The organism is Acinetobacter sp. ATCC 27244 (genome assembly GCF_000156555.1).
Classification (GTDB): domain Bacteria; phylum Pseudomonadota; class Gammaproteobacteria; order Pseudomonadales; family Moraxellaceae; genus Acinetobacter; species Acinetobacter haemolyticus.
In genome coordinates this window covers 46,823-73,631 of the sequence record NZ_GG665958.1, presented here as the reverse complement: position 1 = coordinate 73,631, position 26,809 = coordinate 46,823, and the positions used below count along the sequence as shown (strand labels likewise).

Below are 26,809 nucleotides of genomic sequence, written 5' to 3'. Positions count from 1 at the left end.
TATTCAATAAAGAAGATTTGGCTCGTGAGAAAGCATTGGAACTTGATGCGGAAGTGAAGCAAGTACAGTCAGTGACTGCCAACCGTCCTGAAAAGGCACTGGTCGTTTTACATAATAATGGTGCTTTTAGCAACTTTGGTATTCAGTCTAGATATGGTTTTGTTTTTAATGCATTCGGGGTAAAGCCAGCGAGTAAGGCTAAAGATACAAGTTTGCATGGACAGCCGATTTCGAGCGAATTTATTAAACAAGCAGATCCAGACATTCTTTACATTGTCGATCGAACTGCCGTGATGGAACGTCGCTCAACAATTAATGCTGCAACTGTAGAGAATCCATTATTACGTCAAACCAAGGCTTGGAAAAATGGTCGCGTTATTTTTGTCGATGCGGATGCGTGGTACACCACCGCTGCAAGCCCAACCTCACTCAAAATAGTGATGAATGACGTGAAAAAAGGCTACCAATAAGCTGCATCAAGAATAGCTGAATAAGATTTTAAAAGCATAAGTTTTCACTATTTTACTTGATATTTCAAGTAGATGGTACATAGAACAATGAATCACAACATTAAAGGCCTTCAAATGAATAATGTTATATATAACCGTAACTTAGAAACTGAACATCGTAAAATATTTAAAAAACATTCATTTGCATTAAATGGTATTGCCTCTGCAAGGATGGCGTTACGATTTGGTTATGCATTGGGCACAGTCTTTATGATCTGCGCATCAAATGCGCATGCTGATGTGGCAAATGTCTCGACAAAGGGGATTGACCAACAACAAAATGCTCAGTCGAATGTCGCATCGTTACCGATCATTACTGTAAAAGCCGAACAAGAAGATCGTTACGCAGGTGGGCAGGTTTCATCGAAAAGCTCATTGGGTTTTTTAGGTGATAAAACCTTTACGGAAAATCCATTTAATACCATTGCATATACGGATACATATATCGCAGATAAACAGGCAAAAGATATAACAAGTGTGATTGCGAAAACGGATCCATCTGTGTTCACAAATGGGGCAAGTGGTGGCTGGAGTGAAAACTATTATATCCGTGGCTTTGAGTCGAGCCCGAGTGATATGTCTATGAATGGATTGTTTGGTATAAGCCCATATTATCGAACTTCACCTGAAATGTTTGAAAAAGTAAATGTACTTAAAGGCCCATCTGCACTACTTAATGGCATGCCACCAACAGGTTCTATAGGTGGGACAGTTGATCTCACGACCAAACGTGCCACGGATGAACCATTAACCCGTTTGACTACGACATATATGTCTGATTCTCAGATTGGTGGGCATTTAGATGTTGGACGACGATTTGGTGCGGACAAAGAATTCGGTGTGCGAGCAAATGCGGTATATCGAGATGGCTCTGGACCAGTAGAAAAGCAGGATTTGAAAACAGAGTTATTTTCATTAGGAATGGATTGGCGTGGTGATCGTGCGCGAGTTTCGACAGATATTTATACATCCAAAGATCGAGTTGATGGCGTAACACGAGGTATTAATCTTGGAAAAGATATTGCGATTCCAAAACCACCTAAACCTGAGACTTTACTCAATCCAGATTGGTCTTTTGTTGACATTAAAGACAAGGGCGCGATGATACGCGGTGAATATGATCTAACCAACAACGTGATGGGGTATGTAAGCTATGGGCAAAGTAAAACAGAATATAAATATAATGGTGCGATGTCTGCAACTGTTTTAGATAACACTGGAACATTCCAAACAAATATTGGTCAACTGGCATTTGATGTTGATAAAAAGTCTGCCGATGTGGGGTTGAAAGGAAAATTTAATACAGGTGCTGTAGGACATGAATGGGTGGTGAATGCGACATATTACAAACATAATCAAGATGATTATGGGGTAAGAAATGTGGCAGGTGCTGAATGGACGACTAATCTTTATGATCCAATTTGGGGGAAAGCTGTTCCTTTTAACGCGCCTCTAATATCTAACTCTGAATTGCAATTAAATAGTTATGGTTTGGCGGATACCTTATCTTTTATTGAAGATCGCTTACAGTTAACTTTAGGGGTACGTTATCAAGAGGTGGAAAGTAGTAGTTTGTTTGTACCGACATCGACTTTGACTAAATATAAAAAGAATGCAACGACACCAGGAGCCGCAATTCTATTTAAAGCGACAGATAAAGTTTCGATTTATGCAAACTATATTGAGGGCTTAACCAAAGGTGATGCAGCCCCCCTTACTGCGGCAAACTATCCAACGATATTTGCACCTTACAAAACGAAGCAAACAGAACTTGGTGTGAAGATTGATCAAGGTACTTTTGCACATACTTTGTCATTGTTTGAAATCAAAAAACCAAGTGCTTATACTGATTTAGTGACTAATATATATACATCTGGAGGAGAGCAGCGTAATCGAGGAGTTGAATGGAGCTTCTTTGGCTCTCCAATTGAAAATGTACGTTTGATGGGGGGGGCATCTTATATCGAACCTGAAGTGACTAAAACAGCAATCCAAAGCAATGAAGGAAATATGGCCATAGGTGTTCCTAAAACACAAGGGAAATTGGGCGTTGAATGGGATAGCGAAGTTGCACAAGGCGTTTTAACTTTATCTAGCAATGCAACAGCTGTTTCAAAACAGTATATCAATCAAGAAAACACATTGCATATTCCAGGTCGCACGTTGATTGATGTTGGTACACGATATAAAACTTCAATCTCAAATCATCCTATTACTTTTAGAGCAGACATCAATAACTTGACCAATAAAGCTTATTGGGGAATGCCTAAACTCTCGAATTTAGCGCTAGGAGCACCAAGAACATATATGTTATCGGTATCCTATGACTTCTGATTTGCTATTGATTGAATGAACAAAAAACCCGTAATCTTTCAAGATACGGGTTTTTTGGTGGTTCATCAATTTATCTCGGTAAACCATAGTGCTGGAAAGAAGACTGTTTAGGAATTCGATAAGCACTACGTCCTAACAACTGATTAATAATCACTGAATTTCGTGTTGCACCGATCCCTAGATCAGGTGAGCCAACACCTTGTTGAAAAATCTCAGCATTTTGAATGAAAATTCGCCCTTGTCCCTGATCACAGCGTGAAGCTGTGAAGTCTTCTTGAACAATACAATCATGTTGTTCATCAACAGCTAAAACAGAACCTTTCATATTTTCAAACCATTCAGGCCAATCATGGACATAGCCTGTCGCTGCAACCAGTGCATCAGTTTCAAAACTACACTGTTGATTCAGTTGAGTATGTAGACAGGTTAAACGAAGAGAACCTGATTCAAGTTGTTCGATTGACTCAACTTCACAGCTTGAATATAAGCTTAGTCCAGATTTTTTCCCGCCGACGGAACGTTCATAGAGAAGGTCATAGATCTCTCCGATGGTCGAGAAACTAATTCCCTTATAGATAAGTCCCTGACTGGCTGCTATGTCACGCCGTTTTGCTCTAGGCAGGCTTTGGAAATATTGCATATATGCTGGTGTAAAACACTCTTGTCCAAGTTTGGAATACTCCATCGGATGAAAACCTGCTGAGCGTGTCACCCATCGAATAGATGCACCTGCCTCGACCTGTTCTGGAGTCAGTGCATTAAACAGCGCAAGTACACATTCTGCCGCACTTTGGCCAGAACCTATGATTGTGACTTGCTTGCACTGTTTAAGCTGTTCCTGAATTTGTGCAAACTCCGCGGAATGTTTTACCAATGGGTGTTTACATTTTTCCAGCCATTGAGGAATTCGAGGCTTAGTCCCAATACCAATCGCTAAATCTTGACTGATATATTTTTGTTTTTCGCCTGAGGCTGGTTCACTTTCTATAATAAATTTATCGAGCTTTGAGTCATATTCAACATCAGTGACGTTTTCTCCAAATCGACAAGCTGGTAATTGTTTTGAAGCCCAACGACAATAATGATCATATTCACGTCGAGGAATTAAAAAACTGTCGTAATAATAAAACTGATGTAAACGATCATGTTGATGTAAGTAATTAATATAACCTAATGGATGGCAAGGGTTAGCCATGGTGACCAGATCAGCAAAAAAAGGAACCTGTAAGGTGGTACCTTGTAAAAGTAATCCTTCATGCCAACGGAACTCTGGCTTACGCTCCAAAAATATACTTTTTATCTCAGGATGGTGTGAAAGTAGAGCCGCTAATCCTAAATTGAATGGTCCAATACCAATTCCAGCAATATCTATATTTTTCATGAGTATACTTTATATAATTCCACTAAGTTTAATGTTCAAAATACGGGTGAATGGGATACGAGAAGTTTTTCTACATCTGAAATCTTTCGACAATGAATAAGTTGAGCAGGTGAAAGCTGAATCGCGTAAGTTTCACGAATGCGCTTTGAAATGATCTTTAGATGCTGTGGACGAAGTCCTAAATGAGTGAAATTTATCGAATCATCGGTTATGTCATTATTAGATTGACCCAATGCCTCTAAATAGATTTGCAATAGTTGATGACGTTGTTTAGTTGTCTTTACCGTACTATTCTGAAGTGATCTATATTGATATTGAGCGACATTGTTCTTGAAATATTGCCTGTTGCTTTGAAGCGCAGTAACTAACTCAGTCAAATCAAATGTAAAAATGTTTGAGTCGATGATTTGGTAGATAGCGGATTGAAGCATATGTAAAAAGTCATCAATCATCTCTGCTGAAAGCGCATCTTCGGCATAATCAATATCGAAGACCAAAGCCTCATCATTTCCTGTGCTAAAACGGATATCGATTGCAACTTGGGGTGTTTGAGTAAGCCCGTCCTGTAGTTGAATAGCATGTGACTCTGGCAGTACCGACCAAGATAAACCATTGGTAATGACGATAGGTAATACAGGGACTTTACCTGTTTTTTCAAATAGGAGTCGGGCGAGATCAACACCAGAAAATGAGAGATGCTGTAAACCCGCTAATATTTCTGTTTGTAATTGATTGGCTTGTTGAACAAATTGCGCTGTATATTTCCATTCCACAGCAATAAATGTGGAGCTATTTACAAATGGCCCCGTATATAAAGGTAAGGTAGGAATAGCAACGCATAATGCCCGATTAGTACTCCAATGAGACAACACTTGTAAAATGACAGACATAATGACTGAGTTTTTAAACAGTGAATGTTTGGCTCCAATTTTGGACAATTTTTTAAATTGATCTTTTGCAATGATTAGCTTTTTACGTTGGTAACGCGATGTCATCAATTGTTGTAATGGGGTCGTCCACGGAAGTTGTGGGATATCAGTCAATCTGGAAAATTTTTCTTCCCAATATCTTAAATCAGATTGCTGTTTAGACGAGTTATGGACTATTTCATGTTCTAGCGTTTGTGTTTCAATATCATATTGTTGACCATCAAATAGTTCTAACATCAGTGTCGCAATAGATCGACCATCTAAAATCAATGCATCAAAGCGAACAAAAATCGTTAATAGATTATTTTCTAATAAAAATACCGTGATATTCCATGGTGATTGGTTTAAGTCGAAGAGATCATGTGTATATTGATGTTTATAAGATTCTATTTGATCAAAAGCGAGTTCTAGCGATAACGCCCGCAGATCTATTTCTTTTAGATTAACTGTAATTTGGTCACTTAGAAATTGAGTTAATTTATTTTTATCAATATACGTGCGTAGGCTTTCATGTCGCCGTACCATTTCGATTAAACGTTGTCTTAATAAAACAATATCCATGCTGCCATGATATTGACGAAACTCTTGCATAGCGACACCCCCTAGCGGAAGTGTTTGAGTACGACCTAATAAATACGCTTGTTGTAAGGCATTTAGTGGTTTTACCGATGTTATATGTGATTTTGGGTGCTGTTCTGATGCGGTGATTGGGATATGAAGCTGTTCAGGATCAGCTGCAAGCTTTCTAAGTAAATCACTGAAAGATTCAAATAAACTGCTAATCCATGTTTTGGGCAAATGATCCAAACGGATATCCCAGTTGACTAAAATACCGCCATTGAGATTGACAACTTGAGCATCAAGTGCAACTTGAGGACCTTGTGAAATGACCCAATTCATTTCACCGAAAACCCGATGTACACGTTCAGAAAGTAAATCACCATTTGCTAAATCGAGTGCTGCTGTAAATACCACTGGCGCAAGTTCAGCACGTCCATGATAACGTGATAAATCACGTAGGATGTTGACACCTGGATAATGCGAGTGTTCGAGTAAATCGAGCATTTGATTTGCTATTTGCTTACACAGTGTTGCTAAACTATCTGCTTGCTCCATGTGAACATCAAGGATTACCAAATTAGCAAAATCACCAATACTCCGCTCGATATTTTTTAAAATAGGCTCACGCCAGAAGGTTGGAATGTTTAATCTAAACGCTTGATCTTGGGTCGCATTGCCAAGCGTATATGCAAATAACCCTAATATTAGATTAGAGATCGTAATGTGCTGTTTTTGTGCCAGTTGTTGTAACGCTTTGCGGATCTCAGGCTGTAACCATGTACTTAAACGATAACTTTTTGCTGTTTCTAATTTTTCATGAGTGATAGGTAGTGATGGCGCAGGAGTAATATTAGGTAAACGCTGTTTCCACCATAACCGATCTCGTTGATTTAATTTTTTAAGATCGGGATCTGTACGTGTTTGGTGATGCCATTCAAAAAAGTTCGGGGGTGGAACGTATGATATGTCTGGATCTTCATAGAATAACGATAGATCCTCCATCAGCCGACGAAAACTTGATGGATCAATTGCGATCATATCGGTATCAATATGAAAACGAAAATGCCCATTCTTCAATACACTGATAGAAAACCTTGCGGTTTGACCATTACTTAAATCTAGTTTTTGATGTGTCCATTGCTCACGTTTTTGCAACAGCGCTTGCTCAAGTTTATTTTCGCTTAGCATCGAAAAATCTTCGACTTCTAATATCGGATGGGGAGTCTCAGACATAATGTTTGGGATGCCATCGACACTTAAATTTAACCGTAGCAGGTCGTGTTCTTGATAAAGCCTTTGAATGGCTAAATTTAATTTTTGTAGATCGATGATTTGACCATCAAATTCAGCATAAAGATGGGCTGAAACCCCACCTAAATCTGTACTAGTAGACCGCCCAAACCAGCAGGCAGCTTGCATCGAAGTTAATTCACACATTGAACGATAACTCGGTTGACAAATTAATCTTGTTTTAGCATCATACAAACAAATGAAAATGATTACCAGTTGCATTTGATAGTCATTTTTAATTAGATGCAGAAAACAGATCGTTTGTTTTGTCTCAATGTATTTCTTTTACTGCGATATAGATTAGAACTATATTTTAGTAATTAAGAAAAATTGAAATGTATACAAAATCAATAGCTTGATAACCATTAAACCAGTTTTTGAATATTTAGAATGATATGAAAAATCAGATGATTGACTTTGTTTACTGGTCCAAGGAGAGGGCGCAGCGTTATCGAAACAAAGGTTACTGGATCGACCAACATTTAACGCGAATTTTGACGGTAGGTGCTAAGTTGCATCCACATTCACCTGCGGTGATTTGTGGTGAACGACAGTTTAGTTATGCTGAGTTAGATCAACTATCAAGCAATTTGGCTTCGCGATTGGCTGAAAAGGGCTTGGGTAAAGGTGATACCGCTTTGGTACAGCTTCCTAATGTGGCTGAATTTTATATTGTCTTTTTTGCATTGCTCAAGGTTGGTGTTGTACCACTAAATGCATTATATAGTCATCGGCAATATGAGCTGAATGCATTTGTTAGGCAAATTCAACCCAAGCTTTTAATTGGTTCACGGCAGCACGAAGTTTTTCGTAATAATCATTTTATTGATGCACTTCATGAGCATTGTTTAGCGCCTGAGATCGTTCTCATGCTTAATCATCAGCCGACTGATTGCAGCTTGATTGAATGGATTGAAACCGCAGCGACAAGCGTTGTAGATATTGCGCCTACGCCTACGCCTACGCCTGCGGATGAGGTTGCATTTTTTCAACTATCAGGTGGAAGCACAGGAACACCGAAACTGATTCCACGTACACATAATGACTATGATTATAGTGTGAGAGCCAGTGCTGAGATATGTAGTTTAAGCTCAGCTACTCGGTTACTGTGTGCACTGCCTGCACCTCATAATTTTATGTTGAGTTCACCTGGTGCATTGGGTGTTTTACATGCAGGAGGATGTGTTGTGATGGCACCTAATCCTGAACCGTTAAATTGCTTTGCACTGATCCAACAACATCAAGTCAATATGGCATCTTTAGTCCCTAGTGCTGTCATTATGTGGTTGGAAAAAGCACCTCAGTATCAGGCTCAAATCCAATCTTTGGCTTTGCTTCAGGTTGGTGGTGCAAGTTTTCCAGAATCTTTAGCACGTCAAGTGCCTAAGGTTTTGGGCTGTCAATTACAACAAGTCTTCGGAATGGCAGAGGGCTTGGTTAATTACACCCGATTAGATGATACAGATGAACAAGTTTTCACCACGCAAGGACGTCCAATCAGTCCTGATGATGAAATCAAAATTGTTGATGATCAGTATAGGGAGGTTCCAGAGGGAGAGGTTGGCATGCTTGCAACTCGTGGACCTTATACTTTTTGTGGTTATTATCAAAGTCCTGAGCACAATCGGCAGGTGTTCGATCAAGACGGATATTACTATTCAGGTGATCTTGTTCAACGTACTCCTGATGGTAATTTGCGTGTAGTAGGGCGGATTAAAGACCAGATCAATCGCGGTGGTGAAAAGATTGCATCAGAAGAAGTAGAAGAATTGATGCTTTTACATCCCGATGTTGTTCATGCAGCACTGGTCGCAATCAGCGATGAGAAATTTGGTGAAAAGAGCTGTGCATTCATCGTTTCTCGTGCTCCTGAACTCAAAGCCGTCATGCTTAGGCGTCATCTCATGGAGCTGGGTATTGCACAATATAAGCTTCCAGACCAGATCCAATTCATTGAAAGTTTGCCACTTACCGCCGTAGGTAAGGTGGATAAAAAACAACTTCGCACTATTTTAAATACATCTATAACATCTTAAATCAATATTGAGCAGCATATGGCTATTTCAAAAATTTCGACCTATCTCATGCCTCAACCAGAGAGTTATCCAAACAACAAAACAGATTGGCAATTAGATCCAGCTAGAGCGGTTTTATTAATTCATGACATGCAACGTTACTTTTTGAATTTTTATGATGCTGAAAGTGAGTTGATTAAAACAGTGATTGATAATCTGGTTCAATTAAAAAATTGGGCACATCAGCACAATATTCCAGTTGTTTACACCGCACAGCCTTATGAGCAACCAGCTGAAGATCGCGCATTACTGAATGCAATGTGGGGACCTGGTTTGCCAGCCTCGACAATTGATCAGCAGAAAATTATTGATCAACTCTCTCCAGATCAACAAGACATTGTCTTAACCAAGTGGCGTTACAGTGCTTTTAAACGCTCAGACTTGCTTGAGCGAATGCAACATTGGAACCGTGATCAGCTCATTATTGGTGGTGTGTATGCACATATTGGTTGCATGATCACAGCTGTTGAAGCTTTCATGAGTGATATACAACCATTTTTAGTCGGAGATGCAGTTGCCGATTTTTCAGAAGAAGAACACCGTTTGGCATTGCAATATGTATCTTCACGTTGTGGTCAAGTCATGGATACCGAATCTGTAGTGGGGCATGTGGCAACAGGTATTACACGACCTTGGTTAGAGCAAAAAGTCCAGCAGCTCATTGAAGAAGATGAATTAGATCCAGAAGAAAATCTGATTCTTTATGGATTGGACTCATTACGAATTATGCAGTTTTCTTCGGAACTCAAAGCACAGGGAATCAATATTAGTTTTGAAGAATTAGGACGCACACCCACCTTATCAAATTGGTGGTCATTGGTTGATGCAAGGCAAAGGATTGCGGGATAAATGATTGGATTTATGTGGTACGAGGCAAATCCTAGTCGCTAAATTTATATACAAAATTTACATCTTTGATAGCGACTCCTTAGACGACTTGTAATCGTCATAGCAACGGAGCAAAAAATGATTTTATCGCCTGCTGATCAAGACCGAATCGAAAACTTTTGGAATTATTGTTTGAAGCATCAATATTTTAATATTGGCTATCCTGAGTCTGCAGATTTCGATTATTCCTCATTATTTCGGTTTTTCAAATTCTCTATCAATAATTGTGGTGATTGGAAAGATGACAGTAACTATGCCCTAAATTCCTTTGATTTTGAAAAGGATGTTATGCGCTATTTTGCTGAGTTTTTTCAAATTCCATTTGAAGAAAGCTGGGGATATGTAACCAATGGGGGGACTGAGGGCAATATGTTTGGGTGCTATCTGGCACGAGAGTTATTCCCAGATGCCACATTGTACTATTCAAAAGATACGCATTATTCAGTTTTGAAAATTGCTAAATTATTGCAAATGAAATCTTGTGTGATCGAGTCATTAGATAATGGTGAAATGAATTATGATGATTTGATCAACAAAATCCAAACCTCAAAAGAAAAGCACCCCATTATTTTTGCCAATATTGGAACAACCATGACAGGTGCTATCGATGATATTGGGCTGATTCAAACGCGATTAGAGCAAATTGGATTTTTGCGGCAAGATTATTATATCCATGCTGATGCTGCACTTAGTGGCATGATTTTACCTTTTGTTGATCATCCTCAGGCGTTTTCTTTTGCTGATGGAGTCGACTCGATTTGTGTTTCTGGTCATAAAATGATTGGTTCACCTATCCCTTGCGGCATTGTCGTGGCAAAACGTCAAAATGTAGGACGTATTGCAGTAGATGTCGACTATATCTCCACTCGTGATCAAACGATTAGTGGTTCGCGTAATGGACACACGGTTTTACTTATGTGGGCTGCAATCCGAAGCCAAACATTTTTACAGAGACGGCAAAGAGTTCAACATTGCTTGAAAATGGCACAGTATGCAGTTGATCGCTTCCGAGCTGTGGGCATCCAAGCTTGGCGAAATCCCAATTCAATCACTGTGGTTTTTCCATGTCCTTCAGAGCGCGTATGGAAGAAGCATTATCTGGCCACTTCTGGAAATGTAGCTCATTTAATTACCACAGCACACCATCGTGATACTCGACAGATTGATCGCTTAATTGACGACGTCATTTTTGATCTTCAAGGCGCATCGAAACGTACTGTTGGTTTTTAATCGTCTCTACGAATATGTTCTGATCGAATCAATCTTTATTTTTAGCTAGAGCCAATCATCTAATAATACGCGGATAGCACCGCTAGGAAATAATTTATGCAATTAAATCTTCTAAAAAAACAGTTATTCAATGACGTTTTAATATCTTTATTATTCAGGATGAAAATAGGAATGCATAAGGATGGAGGCAACGACAAGCTCATTCAGAATGCGGTTATTTTATTCAGTACCAAGCGAGCTGAATATGTGTGATTTAAAATTATCTCAGGTGATGACAGAGCCATCTTTAGCCCCTGCACTAAAACCTGCATTTCCTAAACTATTGATCGGAACTTTAATTGCTGTGCTTTCAGGTTTAGCGATGCTAACTGCACTATGGGGAATGGTGCAACTCATTGGTAATTTGTCTGCTTATTGGGTCATTTTTTCTGTTACGTTTTGGGGTGTTGGTGCAGTATTCGCAGGACTTTCTTCTTGGCTAGTACACGATGCTGAAGCTGGATTTTCAGCTCGTTTACGCCGTCAAGTGGTTCATCATCTTACTCGTTTGCCTGCAACGACACTTGCTAAGCAAGGTGATCAAAAATTAAAGCGTTTAGTTTCAGATGATATTGCGACCTTACATCATATGGTGGCACATTTACCTTCAGAGATTGCAATTTTTGTTGTGATTCCTGTGGCTTCAATTGTTTTGCTGTTGCTATTGGTTGGTCCAATGGCACTTTGGGTGTTGTTACCCGGTGCTATAGCGTCCCTGTATTATTTGATCGTGGTACCCCATGTATCGAAACGAGATGGTGCTGCGCGGATGCAAGTTATGCTCGATATTATCGTCGCTGCTGATGATTATGCGCGTGGTATACGGGATAATCGAATCTATGGTCAACAGTCTGGTGCCTTAACCGCCTATACTCAGTCTGCACAACATTTTACTCAGAATATGGTTTCTTGGGTAAGCAAAGTGGCAACACTTGCTGCTGTCGCAATTGCCTTATTACAGGCCGTTGCAACTTTTGCAATTGCATATCTTGTAGCTTATCAATATGACAGCATGACATTGGCTGCAACGCTTTTTTTTAGTCTAGCGATCGTGACACCATCATTGCGCTTAGGGCATGGACTGGATTATGTGGCTGCTGGACGAGCAGCGGCTACTCGGTTAGCTCTATTTCTAAAGGAACCAATGCTCCCATCGGGACATATTCAACAGCTTAAAGACAATGCCCCTCTTGAAATTGTAGAGGCAAGCTTTGTTATTGATGGTCAATCAGTGTTTGAGCAAATGAGTTATTCATTCCCACCTCAATCAATCACGGCAATTACAGGACCTAGTGGTGTTGGAAAAACAACACTTCTGAGAGCACTTGCTGGTTTAGCGGTATTAGAAAAAGGTGTTGTCCGAGTTGCAGAAACGGATTTATCTGAATTACATGAAACGTTGCGACATCAAAAGATTTTATTTATCCCTCAAGGTGGCGATGTATTAGCAACTACAGTCAGACAAAACTTGGTCTTATCTGCAGTTGATGCAATTGATGAACAGCTTGAACAGGCGTTGTTCAAGGCTCAATTAAAAGTCGATCTGGATGCAGATGCAAGTTTACTTTCAGGTGGTGAAAAACAGCGTGTTGGCATTGCTCGTGCATTTTTATCATCAGCATCGGTTATTTTGTTAGATGAACCAACAAGTGCACTGGATGATGCCAATACTGAGAGGTTAATGCTTGAATTAAATGATCTCGCCAAAAAACAAAATAAAACGATTGTCATTGTCACACATGATTTAGCTTTGGCTGCTGGTGTAGACAGTAGGTTAGTGCTTGATGCAATCAATGATGCAGGGAGAACTCTATGAATACTGTAGCTAAATTAAACCATGAACAGATTTTTTCAAAGCTCCCACCTGCTGCCAGACATAAATTAATTGCTGTTGGAATGGGATGGGTTTTTGTTGCAGCAATTGAAGCAATTGCTTATACCGTACTTGCATTTGCTATGGTGTATCACTGGTCTCCTATAGGCGTTGTAATTAGTGCAATTGTCGCTATTTTGGTGACAGTGATGGTTACTCGTGCAGGTTTTCTTACTGGTGTTCGTTTGGCTGGAGATTTATTTGAAGAATTGGGTCGATCTTTAGCTCGTGCCAAACTTTCTTGGTTTAGCAATAAACAGCGAACTCAAGTTGCGGCGATGGCAGGTCAGGGAATACCTGGATTTATGAGCGTTCCTGCACATCAACTGCAAACATTTTTACATGCGCCATTTATGCCGTTGTTCTTATTGGTTGGAATCGCATTACTTGCGGGGTTACGAACTGCGCTGGTTGCTTTGGTTTTGGTTTTGCTCTCGTTATTGGCACAATTCCTTGCGCAACGTTCACTGATGCGTACCGATGAAAAACGTAATCGTGTTGATTTAGCTGCTTCGCAAGCAACTTTAGAGTTGGTGGATCATATTGAGTTATTGCGAACAGCAGCAGGTCCAGTCGGTGCGGTTCAACGAATTGAGCATCGTTGGCAAGAACAAGAAGAGACGTTATTTCGTATTAATCGTGCTGCAGCATTTGCAAATTTTGTTGCAACCTTTGCAAGTGTTTTACCTATTGCTGGGATGGCAATCTTTCTCGTACTGACAGGTAGTCTTAATGCTGCGCTAGTGCTGGCACTGTTGATATTGATCGGACGTGCGTCAGCCCCTTTAGCTGAACTCACCGTGGCAGGATTGCATATCAACGATTTGCTTTCGTCCTTACGAAATTTTAATCAGATCACACATCCACCCGAGTTACCTAAGCCATTGCAAGCTCAAACTCCTGTTGGTTTTGATATTTCGATAAAAAGCATCAGTTATGCGCCTGCACTTAAACATATTACTTTTGATATTCCATTCGGGAGTAGAGTATGGGTAACAGGGCCAAGTGGGAGTGGTAAAAGTTCATTATTAGAATTGTTGATGCGGTTCGATGATCCACAAAAAGGAAAAATTACATTTGGTGGAATAGCTTTAGATCAAATGAATGATGAGGATTTGGTCGCAAACATTGCTTATGTCACGCAAGAGCCGATTCTATTCACGGGAAGCCTCGCGGAAAATATTAGGCTGGGAAAACCTGACGCCAGCCCAGAAGAAGTGGAAACTGTGGCGAGAAGGGTGGAATTGGGAACGGTTATTGATCGTAGTTCAGAAGGGATCAATCAATCAGTTGGACAACAAGGTGCAGCATTGTCAGGAGGAGAGCGTCAACGTGTCGCGATTGCCCGCGCATTACTCAAAGATGCGCCAATTTTAATACTAGATGAAGCGACCTCTGCTTTAGATGAAAAGACTGAGCAAGCAATTGTTGCCGAAATTCGTAGTCTGTCTTCTACCGTTATTTTCGTTACCCATCGTGATGCAACGATTTGGCAACCAACCGAAACCCTAACTTTAACCGACCTGACTTAATTAATGTTCAACCCCTGAGTCTTGTGCAGCGCTTAGGGGCTGTAGGATCATTAAAATGAATAAAGATCAATATAATATGTTCTGCTTACCGCCTGCAGGGAGTAGTGCGAGTATTTATTATCCATGGAAGAAGCAGATATCTGACAATATTCGTATTATTCCTATTGAATATTCGGGTCATGGACTAAAAATAAATGAACCCTTGATGGATGATCCTGATCTATTGGCGATGCAAATTGCCAATGAAATACAAGCTTACCCCGAAAAAGCGTTTATTTTATTTGGACATAGTGTGGGAGGCGGTTTGATCTGGAAAGTACTCAATTATCTGAATGAAAAACCAGTAATTGATCAGTTGAAATTGATTGCAATCAGTAGTCGTCCAGAACATAGTTATATCCAACATATGCGTTATAAGCATGCGTTGACGGATAAAGAAATTATAAATGAATTGAAGCGATATAATAATTTCCCCGATGAAATCCTAAATAATCCTGAGGCATTGACTTTTTTCCTCAGAATTATTCGTAATGATTTTTATCTAAGTAGTCAATTGTTGGGTGAAAAACTGAGTAAAACGAAGGTTCCTGTCATCGCATTTTATGGTAAAGATGATCCTGATATTCCAAACAAAATAATGATGGATGCATGGCAGCAACACACAGACAATTGGTTAGGTAGTGTTGAGTTGGACGGAGATCATTTTTATTTTTTAGATCCCGAGACACGAATAAAAATGCTTAAAAAAATTTCACAAACAGTAGAAAAACTGACGTTGAATGTTGCTTGATATGCACGCAATTCCTGACATAACAGATTGGAATACACAGTCCATACAATCCTTGGATCATTTCAATATTCAACATGAAAAAATAACGTGCTTCGGATTAGAAATACATAATATTCAAGTTGAGCCATTAACAACGCTAGCTCAGCTTGATGATCTTTATCAGCATTTTAATATCTTTTTTCCTCTTAATATAAAGAATGCAGGGTTAATTCGACAGTTAGAGTTTTTTACGGGACGTCTGGCTGCGAAATATGCCTTACATGATTTGAATTTGCAGGATTATATTATTCATCAAGGTCACCAAGGTGAACCAATATGGCCTGACGCTGTTATTGGAAGTATTAGTCATGTCAGTCATCAGCGTTTATGTTGTGCTATTGCATATGCTCAAAATCATAATTGTGCTGATAAGACATTTGGAATCGACATAGAATCGAAAAAGTGCCAAACATTTTTTCAACAGAATGATGAAATTTACCATGTTTTTCTAAGTGAAGATGAGCAAGCAGCACTTGCAAATACAGGCTTTAAAAAACCTGATTTATATTTGCTCGTATTTTCTGCAAAAGAAAGTGTGATCAAAGCCTTTTATATTAAATATAAGCAAATAATTGATTTTAAATCAATTTGTTTTGATGGGATAGTAGATGATTTTATCTGGTTTCGTATTCATCTCGGTTCCTCACTAAAGAATACCATAGTTACCAAAGTTCATTTTTTCGATACAGATAACGAGATAATTACAATTTCTTGCATTTAAAACATCACACATTATTGATAATGATAATCATTTGTATTAATGTGTTTAAGCACTAATACATTTCCTATATTTAGAAGAAGCAACACTAAATCCGCTTGAAAATATCAATGCGAGAGGCAACTTAAACATGATGCAAACTACAACATCCGCAGAGCAAAACTTAGAGCATAATGATCAACATAAATTTTCATGTTTTTCTACGAAAAATTATCATTTAACGGTGAAAGACTTTGTTAAGACAATCAATACACCTGCTGCAAATATCACATTGTTTAATGATGAAATTGCCAAGTGTTTTGATGAGATGAAAAAACAGGGTAGTCGCAATCCGATTCTGATCGGCGCAATCCCTTTTGATATTACAAAGAAAAGTAGCCTGAATTTTTACGCTGATTATCAAAAAAAGCCACAGAAAACATCGGATTTTCATCCGTTGCGAGATCGTGATCAAGTTGAAGTTGTAAATAAATCACTATTAATTCAACGTCAAAAGTTTGAAGGAGCAGTGCAGCTCGCTTTAAATGCTTTTGAGGCAAAAAAGGTTGAGAAAGTAGTTCTTTCTCAAGCTGTTGAGTATGAATTTGATCATCAGCAAAAACCTGAAAATTTGTTAAGTGCGCTATTAAAACAAAATCCAAATGCCTATAATTTTGTGATTCCCGTAGAGCATAATCATTATATTTTAGGTGCCAGCCCAGAATTACTTTTATCGAAACAGGATCGCATTGTAAGTAGTAACCCTCTGGCAGGATCCAGACCTAAATCCAATATTTCAGAAAAAAATTTGTGTAGTAAACAAGAATTACATCATTCGGAAAAAGATCAGAATGAGCATCGAATCGTGGTCGAAAACATACTTAAAAATCTAGTGAGTTACTGTGTTGAGCTTAAAGTTTCTGAATTTCCCGATATCTTAGAAACCTCAACCATGTTGCATTTATCATCTGAGTTTCAAGGTGTTCTCAAAAGACAAGCACCCAATGCACTCAATCTTGCATTAGAGTTGCATCCGACACCCGCAGTATGCGGTTCGCCAACAGATGTGGCTAAGCAATTTATCTTAGATCATGAAGGTTATGATCGGCATTATTACACCGGTTTGGTGGGATGGATGGATGCAGATGGTAACGGAGAGTGGGTTGTCACTATTCGTTGTGGTTTGCTCAGTGAAAATAAAATGCGCGTGTATGCAGGTGCAGGAATTGTTAAGGGATCTGATGCTGAAGAAGAATGGTTTGAAACCGAAGCAAAAATGCAAACGATGTTAAATATTTTTAATGCAAACAGTACTGTTTGATGATGAGTCCTGATCAGTACACGCTGGGTGTAAAATTTATAATGAGAATTTGATTGTGAATATGACTGAGAAAAAGATTGCATGGGTTGTTGGAGTAAACCAAGGAATTGGACTAGAAGTCATGCAGCGTTTATATGCTGAAAATATACAGGTGGTCGGTATAGATAAAGCAAAAGATCAAGTCCCTGAGCATTTTAAGGAAATGATACATGTTTGTGATATACGTGATGAACAGCAAATCGCTAAACTCTGTCGTACCTTATTGTTAGAGAGTCCTCCAGACTATTTTATTCATGTCGCTGGGGTTTTACATTTAGGTGAACATGATGAAATTTCGTTTGCACAATGGAGAGAAACATTTGAGGTCAATCTGTTTTCACCATTTCATTTTTTTCGCCATTTAAGCCCATATTTTAAAAAGAAAAAAATGGGAAATGTAGTCATCATCTCCTCTAACTCAACAAAAGTACCCCGCATGAATATGTCCGCATATGGCGCATCAAAATCGGCACTCACATATTTCACCAAAACAGTGGCACTTGAGCTCGCTCAGTATGGTGTACGCGTTAATATTATTTCCCCAGGTTCAACAGCGACGGCTATGCAATATCAATTATGGGAAAATGCTCAGGGTGAACAGAATACAATTCTGGGTAATCTTTCGCAGTTTAAGGTGGGGATACCGTTAAAGAAAATTGCGAAAGTGAGTGATATTGCCAATGCAGTTCTGTTTTTTATTGGTGAACAATCATCGCATATTACAATGCACGATTTGGTCATTGATGGTGGAGCAACATTGGGCAGTTGATTTTATAGTAGCTTTTCCATTCAATCTCTCAACTATCTTATCGATGGTTGAGAGATTTTTTTGATGTTGTAGAAAAATCACAACTGCTTTAACTCTATATTGTGTTAATAAATAAACTTAGAAATTTTATCTGCCGTCTGAATGACTAGATCTGCGATTTCATTTTTAAAGTAATGTTCGTCATAGGTGCCTAATGGACAACTGACAGATAAAACAGCGGTCATTTTTCCAGTCGATTGTTTAAAAATAGGCGCAGCACAAGCAGCCATATCATGATTGAAATGTCCCCAACTGACCATTGATCGTTGTGTTTTTACAAAGCCTAGTCTTTGAAGCAGTTCTTTCATATTTTTCGGTGTTAATTCGGAAAAAGTATCCCATTGATTAAAGTGTTTGTATCGCTCACGAATTTCACTTTCACTTAAGTCAGCGAGCATCATTTGCCCAATCACTGTGGCGTGTGCAGGCCAGCGCGTTCCTAAACCAATGTTACTGGTGAATGTTCCATTGGATTGCACATTGTTGATAAAGACGATATGCGTACCTTCTAAAATGGATAAATGTACCGCAAGTTTGGTTTGATCACGCAGTTCTTTCATCAAAGGAGTGGCGAGATCTAATAAAGATTGTTTCGACAAGCTATTAAAGCCAAGCTCCATCACTTTTGAATCAAGCGCATAGGTTTTTTGAGAAGCTTTTCTCAGGAAGCCACATGATTCTAATGTGTAAATCAGACGGAAAGCACTAGAACGGTTTACATCTAAAATTTCGGCGATTTCCGTGATGGTCATTTCTTGGGTTTGCTGATTAAAAGCTTGCAAAATTGCCAAGCCACGTACCAAACCGGGTACTAAATAACGGTCGTCATTTTTTATGAGTTCAGATTCTTGAGAGTCTGTTTCAACACTAGAATTCATCGACTTAATTTTCCTATAAAACGCTAATTACTAAATTTCATTTTCTTAATAAGCCTATTGTAACTGCAAAACAGATGTAGATGATAGTTTTATATATAAAACTTAATTTTTTAAGTAAAACGTAAAATAATGTGTAATAAAATCAAGTTGCTGAAATTTAATGATTTATATAGTTTGACAAAAAAATAAGCATAGGAGTATTCTTAATTAAAGTTTGTTATATCAAATAATGTTTTATATATAAAACAAATGAGGATGCAAGGATGAGTTGGATCTCAGTTTGTCAGCAAGATGACGTAACCGAAGACGAGCCAAAAGCCATAGAAGTTGACGGTAAGAAAATTGGCGTATTTTTCATCGATGAAAAATATTTTGCTATCGAGAATGTTTGCCCACATGCCTACGCATTATTAACAGAAGGCTTTATTGAAGATCAGACCGTTGAATGTCCTTTGCATGAGGCGATTTTTGATATTCAAACAGGTGAGCTAAAGAGTGGACCAGGATGTCGTGATCTATGCACTTATCCTGTACGTGTTGAAGGGGAAGAAGTTCAAATTCAACTCTAGGTCTTAATGAGAAGGAAGGAATCGCGTGAAAACATTTAATGAGAAGCTAGCTAACTGGATCCATGCAGTGCCAGCAACCGAAGCAGGAATTAACAATATCCAAGTTCCAGGACAGCCAGAATTATTGATTTGGCAAACTCGTTATAAAGAACCAACGGTTTATGAGCAAGACTTTGTACAACATTTAATCAAAGCATTTTCAGCGGGTGTAACTGAGCTGAATGATCTCGTACAGACTTTAAATCAGCAAGGTTTCCGTTGTGAGTCTGGTGAGCTTTGGACTTCTGAAAGTTTTTCAGAAGAAATGCAACGTTTAGGTTATTGATTCAAGGAAGAACGATTATGAACGCAGCAGTATCAGCTACGCCGAGTGTCGAAGAATATTTAGATTTAGGTTTACGTGATCAATGGCATCCAGTGCTTGCAAGCTGGGAAGTCGCCGCAAATCCAGTGGGTATCACTCGTTTGGGTGAGAATATTGTGGTTTGGCGTGATGACCAAGGTCAAGTTCATGCTTTAGAAGATCGTTGTCCGCATCGTGGTGCACGTCTTTCTTTAGGTTGGAATCTTGGAAATCGTGTGGCTTGTTGGTATCACGGTGTTGAGGTTCGCCATGACGGTGTGGTTGAAGATGTACCAGCGGTACATGAATGTCCAATGAAAGGCACAAAATGTATTAAAAGCTATCCAGTGATCGAAGCACATGGTGCAATTTTCCTTTGGTTTGGGATCGACCCAAATGAAGAACCGAAAGCACTCGATTTTCCTGAACAACTTGCGAGTGAAGATTGGAGTGCATTTCTTTGCCAAGCAGATTGGAAAGTGAATCATCAATATGCGATTGATAATGTCATGGACCCAATGCATGGTAGCTATTTGCATTGTACTTCGCACTCAATGGCTGAAGGTGATCGTACCGCAGAAATGAAGCACCGTTCAACTGAACATGGTTTTGTTTTTGAGAAAGAAGGTCAAATTGGTGTCAATTTTGACTGGGTTGAATATGCCAATACAGGTGCAAGCTGGTTACGTCTCTCGATTCCTTATCGCAAAGATTTTGGGCCGGGTGGTGAGTTCTGGATCGTGGGCTATGCAACACCAATTGATGCTAACAATACCCGTGTATTCTTCTGGCGTTGCCGTAAAGTTAGTGGTTGGCAACGTAATGTGTGGCGCTTCCTTTACCGCAATCATTTAGAAAAATTGCATTGGGATGTATTGGAACAAGATCGCATTATTTTAGAAAACCTTGCACCGAATGCTCGTCAACAAGAATTCCTCTATCAACATGATGTCGGTTTGTCTCGTTTACGCCGTTTAATGAAAAAAGAAGCAGAAAAGCAGTTAAAGAAAATTGCAGCTTTGAATACCTCAAACCGTATTGAAATGCAGGAAGAAGCGCATGGCTAATGTTGCATTGTTACAAGGCAAAAGAGTCCTTGTCACAGGCGCGGCAAGAGGCTTGGGACGTGACTTTGCACAAGCAATTGCTGAGGCCGGTGCTCAAGTCGTCATGGCGGATATTTTAGATGAACTTGTTCAGAAAGAAGCGATTGAACTTCAACAACGAGGTTTAAAAGTTGAGGCTGTAAAAATTGATTTGTCTGATGCTGTTTCAATTCAGCAGGCTGTAGAACAGGCTGTTGAATATTTAGGTGGAGTAGACGGTTTAGTCAATTGTGCTGCACTTGCAACCAATGTGGGTGGTAAAAGTTTGATGGACTATGACGCTGATCTTTGGGATCGGGTCATGAACATTAATGTCAAAGGTACCTGGTTGGTCACTAAGGCATGTGTTCCATATCTCAAACAGGCGAATGCTGGAAAAGTGATTAATGTCGCCTCTGATACAGCGTTGTGGGGTGCACCAAATCTGATGGCTTATGTTGCGAGTAAAGGTGCATTGGTTGCCATGACACGCTCGATGGCGAGAGAGCTTGGGCAATTCAATATTTGTGTCAATACGCTTTCACCGGGTTTAACACTGGTAGAGGCGACTGAATATGTACCGCAAGAACGTCATGATTTATATGTGAATGGTCGTGCGATTCAGCGTCAGCAACTACCACAGGATTTAAACGGAACAGCGCTGTATTTACTGTCGGATTTGTCTTCATTTGTGACAGGTCAAAATATTCCAGTGAATGGCGGTTTTGTCTTTAATTAAGGAGTTTATCTCATGATTACAGGGATTGAGATTTTAAAGTTTGGTGTTGAGGACAGGGCTGCTTCCAATAAGTTTTTGGCAGACTTTGGATTAACTCAGAGAAGTTCAGATATTGAAGGTACTGATCTTTATCAAACCCAAAATGGTAGCAAGATTTATTTGTTTGATTGTGATGATACACGTCTACCTCAGGCCATTGAATCAGGCTCTACCTTGCGTGAAGTGACGTGGGGGCTTGATGACGCCGAACAAGATTTAGCAGATTTAGCAGATCGTTTGGCTGATGTGGATGGATACCAAGCCACCACTGATCTGGTGCAATGTATAGATCCAAATGGAATGACGATTCGTTTTCAACAAAGTTTCACGCATGAGTTACCTGCACTAAGAACTGAAGGGATCAATCAATATGGCAGTGTAAATCGTATTAATGCTGCTAGTCCTGTATACGAGAAAGGTCAACCTGTGGCGATTGGTCATGTAGTGTTCTTTACTCCAGATTTAGAAAAAACTGAGAAATTCTATATTGAAAAACTAGGTTTCTATCTATCTGATGCCTATCGTAATCGTGGTGCATTCTTACGCTGTCGTGGCAAGGGTTTTCATCATGACCTGTTTTTATTGTCGATCCCAAATAAACCTGCTGGTCTAAACCATGTTGCTTTTGTGGTACGTGATATTCACGAAGTGATTGGTGGCGGTTTGAATATGAACCGTTCTGAGTGGTCAACTTTTATAGGTCCTGGTCGGCATCCAATTTCTTCGGCTTATTTCTGGTATGTCAATTCACCATTGGGTGGTGCATTTGAGTATTACACCAATGATGATTATTTGACTGAAGAATGGCAGCCGCGTGTTGAAGAGCATCGCTTGGAACTATTCACTGAATGGGCGATCGAGGGTGGTTTAGATGACCATACCCGCCGTCAGGTTAAACCTGCATAAAGCGTGATGAAGCAGGGAGAAATGCTATGGAAAGAATCGTGATCGTTGGGGCGGGACAAGCCGCAGGTTGGGCTGTTAGTACGCTGCGTCAAAATGGTTTCTTAGGTGAAATCCATGTGGTTTCCAATGAGGATCAGGTGTTTTACGAACGTCCACCACTTTCAAAACAAGTACTTTCGAAAGAGGCGAGTTATGAAAGCTTAAATTTGTTTTCAACAGAGCAGATGCAAGAATTTAATATTCAATGGCATAAGCCTGCTGTGGCAGCCCAAGTCGACCGTCAGCAGAAGCAAGTGGTTTTAGAAAGTGGCCAAATATTGCCTTATGACAAGTTATTGATTGCAACGGGAAGTCGTGCTCGTGTGCCAGTTAACACATGGCAGTTTATTCCAAATGTCGTGACACTACGCAATGTACAAGACTGTGAACGCCTTGCAGAAATTTTACAACATGCTCAAAAGTTGGCAGTTGTTGGTGGTGGTTGGATCGGTTTAGAAATTGCAGCAACTGCTCGTAAACAGGGCAAAGAGGTTCATATTTTTGAATATGGTGATCGTCTTTGTGCTCGAAGTGTCAGTCCCGATGTATCTGATTTTTTGAAAGCGATGCATCAGCAACAAGGTACGCAAATTCATTTGAATAGTAAAAACTTACATTTGATTGAAGCAGGTCATCACAAAGTTGAAGTGGTAAATCATCCTAATACGAGTGAACTATTTGATTGTGTGGTGGTTGGTGCAGGTGCTGATATTGCAAAAGAGCTGGGTGTCAATGCCGGCTTGGATGTCAAAGACGGTATCGTAGTGAATTGTTTTGGTCAAACCTCTGATCAAGATATTTATGCTGCAGGTGATGTGGCGATCCATCCTAGTTTAGGTTATTGCATTCAGTCATGGGCAAATGCGCAGAACCAAGCAATTGCAGCCGCTAAATCGATGCTGGGTATTGAAACTGAATATACCGATATTCCATGGTTATGGTCGGATCAATATCACTTCAATATTCAGATATTAGGGACTTATCAACCAGAAAGAACCAAGCAGACAGTGGTACGTAGAAGTACGGATGATCAATGTAGTTATCTGTATCTGGATGATCAAAATTGTTTAATCAATATGATCGCAATCAATGACTCAAAATTGGTCAAATTGGCAAAACGTTGGATGCAGTCCAATACCGTATTAGACCCAAAACTATTAGCAGACCCTGAATTTAATGTCATGAAATTAAAACCATAAACATTAAATTCTGGTTCATGACTCAATCGAAGGAATGAAGTATGAGTAATGAAGAAAAAAGTGGATTTAAGCATTGGGTGCCTGCTTTTGTCCTGATGGTGTGTGTTGTACTCGCATTTTTTGACAAGATTAGTATTGCGGTTTTATTTGCTGATCCACATTTCCAAGGTGCAATGGAGATTGCGGAGAACAAAGCGAAGCTAGGATGGTTGATGACCAGTTTCTTGCTGGCTTACGGTTTTTCATCTGTATTTCTCAGTTTCCTAGGTGATATTTTCGACCCAAAGAAAATGCTGTTTTGGAGTGTTGCATCTTGGGGGGTGCTGATGCTGTGCATGGGCTTTACCACCAGTTATGCAGGAATGTTGTTTTTACGCGTTTTACTGGGTTTGGCTGAAGGTCCATTGTTTGCACTCGCATATACCATTGTTAAACAGACCTATACCGATCGTCAGCAAGCACGTGCGTCAACGATGTTTTTATTAGGCACGCCGATTGGTGCTTTTCTAGGCTTCCCGATTACAGCTGCTGTATTAGCAAAATATGATTGGCATACCACATTCTTTGTTATGGCTGCGCTAACACTTGTTGCTTTGGTTGCGATAGTCATTGGTTTGCGTGATTTGCAGCTGAAGAAAACCATTGAATTGGAATCGACCAGCAAACGCGTCAATTTCAAAGGTCATATTCTGAATACCAAAGTCTTATTACAAAACCGTTCATTCTGGTTGGTATGTATTTTTAATATCGCTTTGATGACGTATTTGTGGGGATTAAACAGTTGGGTTCCATCGTATCTAATCCAAGACAAAGGCTTCAATCTTAAAGAGTTTGGTATTTATTCAAGTTTTCCATTCATTGCGATGCTTATTGGTGAAATCATCGGCGCATTCTTATCTGACAAGACCGGACGCCGTGCGATCCAAGTTTTTGGTGGCTTATTGGTGGCAGGTATTTTCATGTACGTCATGGTGATTATGACCAATCCATTTTTGGTCATTGCTGCGATGTCTTTAAGTGCAATGGCTTGGGGATTTGGTGTGGCAGCAGTATTTGCCTTACTTGCTCGAGTTACGACGGCGGATGTCGGTGCAACAGCGGGAGGGATTTTCAATGGAATGGGCAATTTTGCCAGTGCAATTGCACCTGTTCTGATTGGTTACATCGTGATGCAAACAAACAGTTTTAATTTAGGAATTACCTTCTTAGCAGCAATCGCCGTGATTGGGTCGTTCTTCTTGCTTCCTTTATTGAAACGTTATTAATCAAACTATTCATCAAAAATCTAGGAGTTAAACATGTCTACTCAACAATTTGAATCATGGAAACAGCCTGAAGGCGCTAGTTTGGAAGATTGGTTAAACACACGTATCGCGCGTTTCGAAACACGTAAATATGATTTCGATGCGTTGAAATTCCAAGCGGATTATGACCCGAAATATCGTCGTGCTCAAATGCGTTATATGGGAACAGGGGCAACAGGTGTGGTTAATGATGGTAATACAGTTCCAGCTGAAAACTTTACTTTCTCAACCATGGTATTACCTGCGCAATGCGAAGGTCCATTGCATATCCACCACGATGTGGAAGAAGTGTTCTTCATGTTACGTGGCGAGATTGACCTGTTTATTGAACATAACGGCGAAAAATTTCAAACCAAATTGAAAGAGCGCGATCTGATTTCAATTCCACCGGGTATTTATCGTGGTTTGTTTAATCCTGGTCAGGAAGATGCCTTGATGTGTGTGATGTTGGGCGCTGGAAAACCAACCATTCCAAACTACCCACCTGAGCATCCATTGTCTCAAATCAAACGTTAATCAACGCGATTAATTGTAAAAAGGAATGAAATGATGACTTTGATTGACACATTAGCCAAATACCCAGTGAAAACCATTGAGATCAATGGTCGGGTACAAGCCTATCGCGAAGCTGGGCAAGGACAAGCACTGATTCTTTTACATGGTATCAGCTCTGGTTCTGCATCATGGGTCAATCAGCTTGATGTGCTTAGTCATCATTTTCATGTCCTTGCTTGGGATGCGCCAGGTTATGGCTTATCTGAGAACTTAGATACGGAACAGCCAAATGCAACCAATTATGCTCAGCGTGTGCTGGCGATCATGGATGCATTGGCGATTTCTAAAGCCATCATAGTCGGTCATTCATTAGGTGCATTACAGGCAAGTGCTTTTGCCCATCTATATCCTGAACGTGTTGAAACCTTAATCATTGCCAATGCAGCGCAGGGTTATCAACGATCGGATGAAGACACCAAAGCACAGGTTTATCAGAAACGCCCAAATCTATTGAAAAGCTTGGGCAATGCGGGGATGGCGGCAAGCCGTGGTCCACATTTAATTTATAAACAAGACCCTCAAGCACTGGCATTGGTTGGTGAAGTGATGGGGCAGCTCACTTTAGACGGTTTTACGCGAGCATCGTATTTGTTGGCGTATGACGAGATTAGAAATTATTTAACAGATATCAAAGTTCCATGTGTGGTGATTGCTGGTGACAAGGATGAAATAACGCCTGCTCAAGCCATCATGGAATTGGCGATGGAAATGCAATTGAGCCGATGTCATCTCATTACAGATGCAGGTCATCTGAGTTATGTCGATCAACCTGATCAGTTTAACGACATTGTTTTATCGGCAAATTAATTAAACGAGAG

Annotated in this window: 23 protein-coding genes; 20 read left to right on the top strand and 3 right to left on the bottom strand. The window is 39.8% G+C overall.

Going from position 1 to position 26,809, the window contains the following annotated elements:
• Both HMPREF0023_RS09980 and HMPREF0023_RS09975 read left to right on the top strand, forming a co-directional pair.
• The coding region (locus HMPREF0023_RS09980) for an ABC transporter substrate-binding protein (protein WP_008942011.1) at positions 1 to 470 on the top strand (470 nt) is incomplete at its 5' end.
• Positions 471 to 557: 87 nt separating this feature from the next.
• Positions 558 to 2,843 (top strand): TonB-dependent receptor, encoded by a 2,286-nt coding sequence (locus tag HMPREF0023_RS09975; RefSeq protein WP_008942010.1) that lies wholly within the window; start codon positions 558 to 560, stop codon positions 2,841 to 2,843.
• Positions 2,844 to 2,913: 70 nt separating this feature from the next.
• Here the strand turns inward: HMPREF0023_RS09975 and basC are convergent, their stop codons facing one another.
• Both basC and HMPREF0023_RS09965 read right to left on the bottom strand, forming a co-directional pair.
• On the bottom strand, positions 2,914 to 4,224 hold the full coding sequence (basC, locus tag HMPREF0023_RS09970; RefSeq protein WP_005089785.1) for a putative histamine N-monooxygenase: 1,311 nt from the start codon (positions 4,222 to 4,224) through the stop codon (positions 2,914 to 2,916).
• Between the two features lie 35 nt (positions 4,225 to 4,259).
• Positions 4,260 to 7,226, bottom strand: coding sequence for a condensation domain-containing protein (locus HMPREF0023_RS09965; RefSeq protein WP_017396775.1), 2,967 nt, complete (start codon positions 7,224 to 7,226; stop codon positions 4,260 to 4,262).
• 173 nt (positions 7,227 to 7,399) lie between these two features.
• Here HMPREF0023_RS09965 and basE point away from each other — a divergent pair, with 173 nt between their 5' ends.
• From basE to dhbA, 9 genes are all read left to right on the top strand, one after another.
• Positions 7,400 to 9,040, top strand: coding sequence for a (2,3-dihydroxybenzoyl)adenylate synthase BasE (gene basE, locus HMPREF0023_RS09960; RefSeq protein WP_005089791.1), 1,641 nt, complete (start codon positions 7,400 to 7,402; stop codon positions 9,038 to 9,040).
• Between the two features lie 18 nt (positions 9,041 to 9,058).
• On the top strand, positions 9,059 to 9,928 hold the full coding sequence (locus HMPREF0023_RS09955) for an isochorismatase (RefSeq protein ID WP_005089792.1): 870 nt from the start codon (positions 9,059 to 9,061) through the stop codon (positions 9,926 to 9,928).
• 117 nt (positions 9,929 to 10,045) lie between these two features.
• Entirely contained in the window at positions 10,046 to 11,197 is a 1,152-nt protein-coding gene (locus HMPREF0023_RS09950) for a histidine decarboxylase (protein WP_005084750.1), read from the top strand.
• Between the two features lie 244 nt (positions 11,198 to 11,441).
• A complete protein-coding gene (locus HMPREF0023_RS09945; protein WP_017396773.1) occupies positions 11,442 to 13,052 on the top strand; it encodes an ATP-binding cassette domain-containing protein in 1,611 nt (536 codons plus the stop codon).
• On the top strand, positions 13,049 to 14,641 hold the full coding sequence (locus tag HMPREF0023_RS09940; protein ID WP_005089796.1) for an ATP-binding cassette domain-containing protein: 1,593 nt from the start codon (positions 13,049 to 13,051) through the stop codon (positions 14,639 to 14,641). Before HMPREF0023_RS09945 ends, HMPREF0023_RS09940 begins: the two co-directional genes overlap by 4 nt.
• Positions 14,642 to 14,696: 55 nt before the next feature.
• Positions 14,697 to 15,431, top strand: coding sequence for a thioesterase II family protein (locus HMPREF0023_RS09935; RefSeq protein ID WP_005089798.1), 735 nt, complete (start codon positions 14,697 to 14,699; stop codon positions 15,429 to 15,431).
• Complete coding sequence (locus tag HMPREF0023_RS09930; RefSeq protein WP_004639813.1) at positions 15,421 to 16,191, top strand: 4'-phosphopantetheinyl transferase family protein; 771 nt, start codon at positions 15,421 to 15,423, stop codon at positions 16,189 to 16,191. Before HMPREF0023_RS09935 ends, HMPREF0023_RS09930 begins: the two co-directional genes overlap by 11 nt.
• Positions 16,192 to 16,318: 127 nt before the next feature.
• Entirely contained in the window at positions 16,319 to 17,488 is a 1,170-nt protein-coding gene (locus tag HMPREF0023_RS09925; protein ID WP_004639811.1) for an isochorismate synthase, read from the top strand.
• Between the two features lie 61 nt (positions 17,489 to 17,549).
• Positions 17,550 to 18,296, top strand: a complete 747-nt coding sequence (gene dhbA / locus HMPREF0023_RS09920; RefSeq protein ID WP_005089802.1) for a 2,3-dihydro-2,3-dihydroxybenzoate dehydrogenase — start codon at positions 17,550 to 17,552, stop codon at positions 18,294 to 18,296.
• A 104-nt stretch (positions 18,297 to 18,400) separates the two neighbouring features.
• On the opposite strand, the gene HMPREF0023_RS09915 is transcribed toward dhbA, so the two are convergent.
• Entirely contained in the window at positions 18,401 to 19,213 is an 813-nt protein-coding gene (locus tag HMPREF0023_RS09915; protein WP_004639807.1) for an IclR family transcriptional regulator, read from the bottom strand.
• A 263-nt stretch (positions 19,214 to 19,476) separates the two neighbouring features.
• Here HMPREF0023_RS09915 and HMPREF0023_RS09910 point away from each other — a divergent pair, with 263 nt between their 5' ends.
• The 9 genes from HMPREF0023_RS09910 to HMPREF0023_RS09870 are packed head-to-tail and all read left to right on the top strand — an operon-like array spanning position 19,477 to position 26,798.
• Entirely contained in the window at positions 19,477 to 19,782 is a 306-nt protein-coding gene (locus HMPREF0023_RS09910) for a non-heme iron oxygenase ferredoxin subunit (protein ID WP_004639804.1), read from the top strand.
• A gap of 25 nt (positions 19,783 to 19,807) precedes the next feature.
• Positions 19,808 to 20,107, top strand: coding sequence for a recombinase-like helix-turn-helix domain-containing protein (locus HMPREF0023_RS09905; RefSeq protein ID WP_004639801.1), 300 nt, complete (start codon positions 19,808 to 19,810; stop codon positions 20,105 to 20,107).
• Between the two features lie 17 nt (positions 20,108 to 20,124).
• Entirely contained in the window at positions 20,125 to 21,192 is a 1,068-nt protein-coding gene (locus HMPREF0023_RS09900) for an aromatic ring-hydroxylating oxygenase subunit alpha (protein ID WP_005089805.1), read from the top strand.
• On the top strand, positions 21,185 to 21,949 hold the full coding sequence (locus tag HMPREF0023_RS09895; RefSeq protein ID WP_005089806.1) for an SDR family oxidoreductase: 765 nt from the start codon (positions 21,185 to 21,187) through the stop codon (positions 21,947 to 21,949). The genes HMPREF0023_RS09900 and HMPREF0023_RS09895 overlap by 8 nt, the downstream gene beginning before the upstream one ends.
• Before the next feature lie 12 nt (positions 21,950 to 21,961).
• A complete protein-coding gene (locus HMPREF0023_RS09890) occupies positions 21,962 to 22,894 on the top strand; it encodes a VOC family protein (protein ID WP_005089809.1) in 933 nt (310 codons plus the stop codon).
• Between the two features lie 26 nt (positions 22,895 to 22,920).
• Entirely contained in the window at positions 22,921 to 24,132 is a 1,212-nt protein-coding gene (locus HMPREF0023_RS09885) for an NAD(P)/FAD-dependent oxidoreductase (protein WP_005089811.1), read from the top strand.
• A gap of 41 nt (positions 24,133 to 24,173) precedes the next feature.
• On the top strand, positions 24,174 to 25,397 hold the full coding sequence (locus tag HMPREF0023_RS09880) for an MFS transporter (protein ID WP_005089813.1): 1,224 nt from the start codon (positions 24,174 to 24,176) through the stop codon (positions 25,395 to 25,397).
• A gap of 33 nt (positions 25,398 to 25,430) precedes the next feature.
• Entirely contained in the window at positions 25,431 to 25,952 is a 522-nt protein-coding gene (locus HMPREF0023_RS09875; protein ID WP_004639794.1) for a cupin domain-containing protein, read from the top strand.
• A gap of 30 nt (positions 25,953 to 25,982) precedes the next feature.
• Positions 25,983 to 26,798, top strand: a complete 816-nt coding sequence (locus HMPREF0023_RS09870) for an alpha/beta fold hydrolase (RefSeq protein WP_005089817.1) — start codon at positions 25,983 to 25,985, stop codon at positions 26,796 to 26,798.
• Positions 26,799 to 26,809 lie beyond the last annotated feature (11 nt).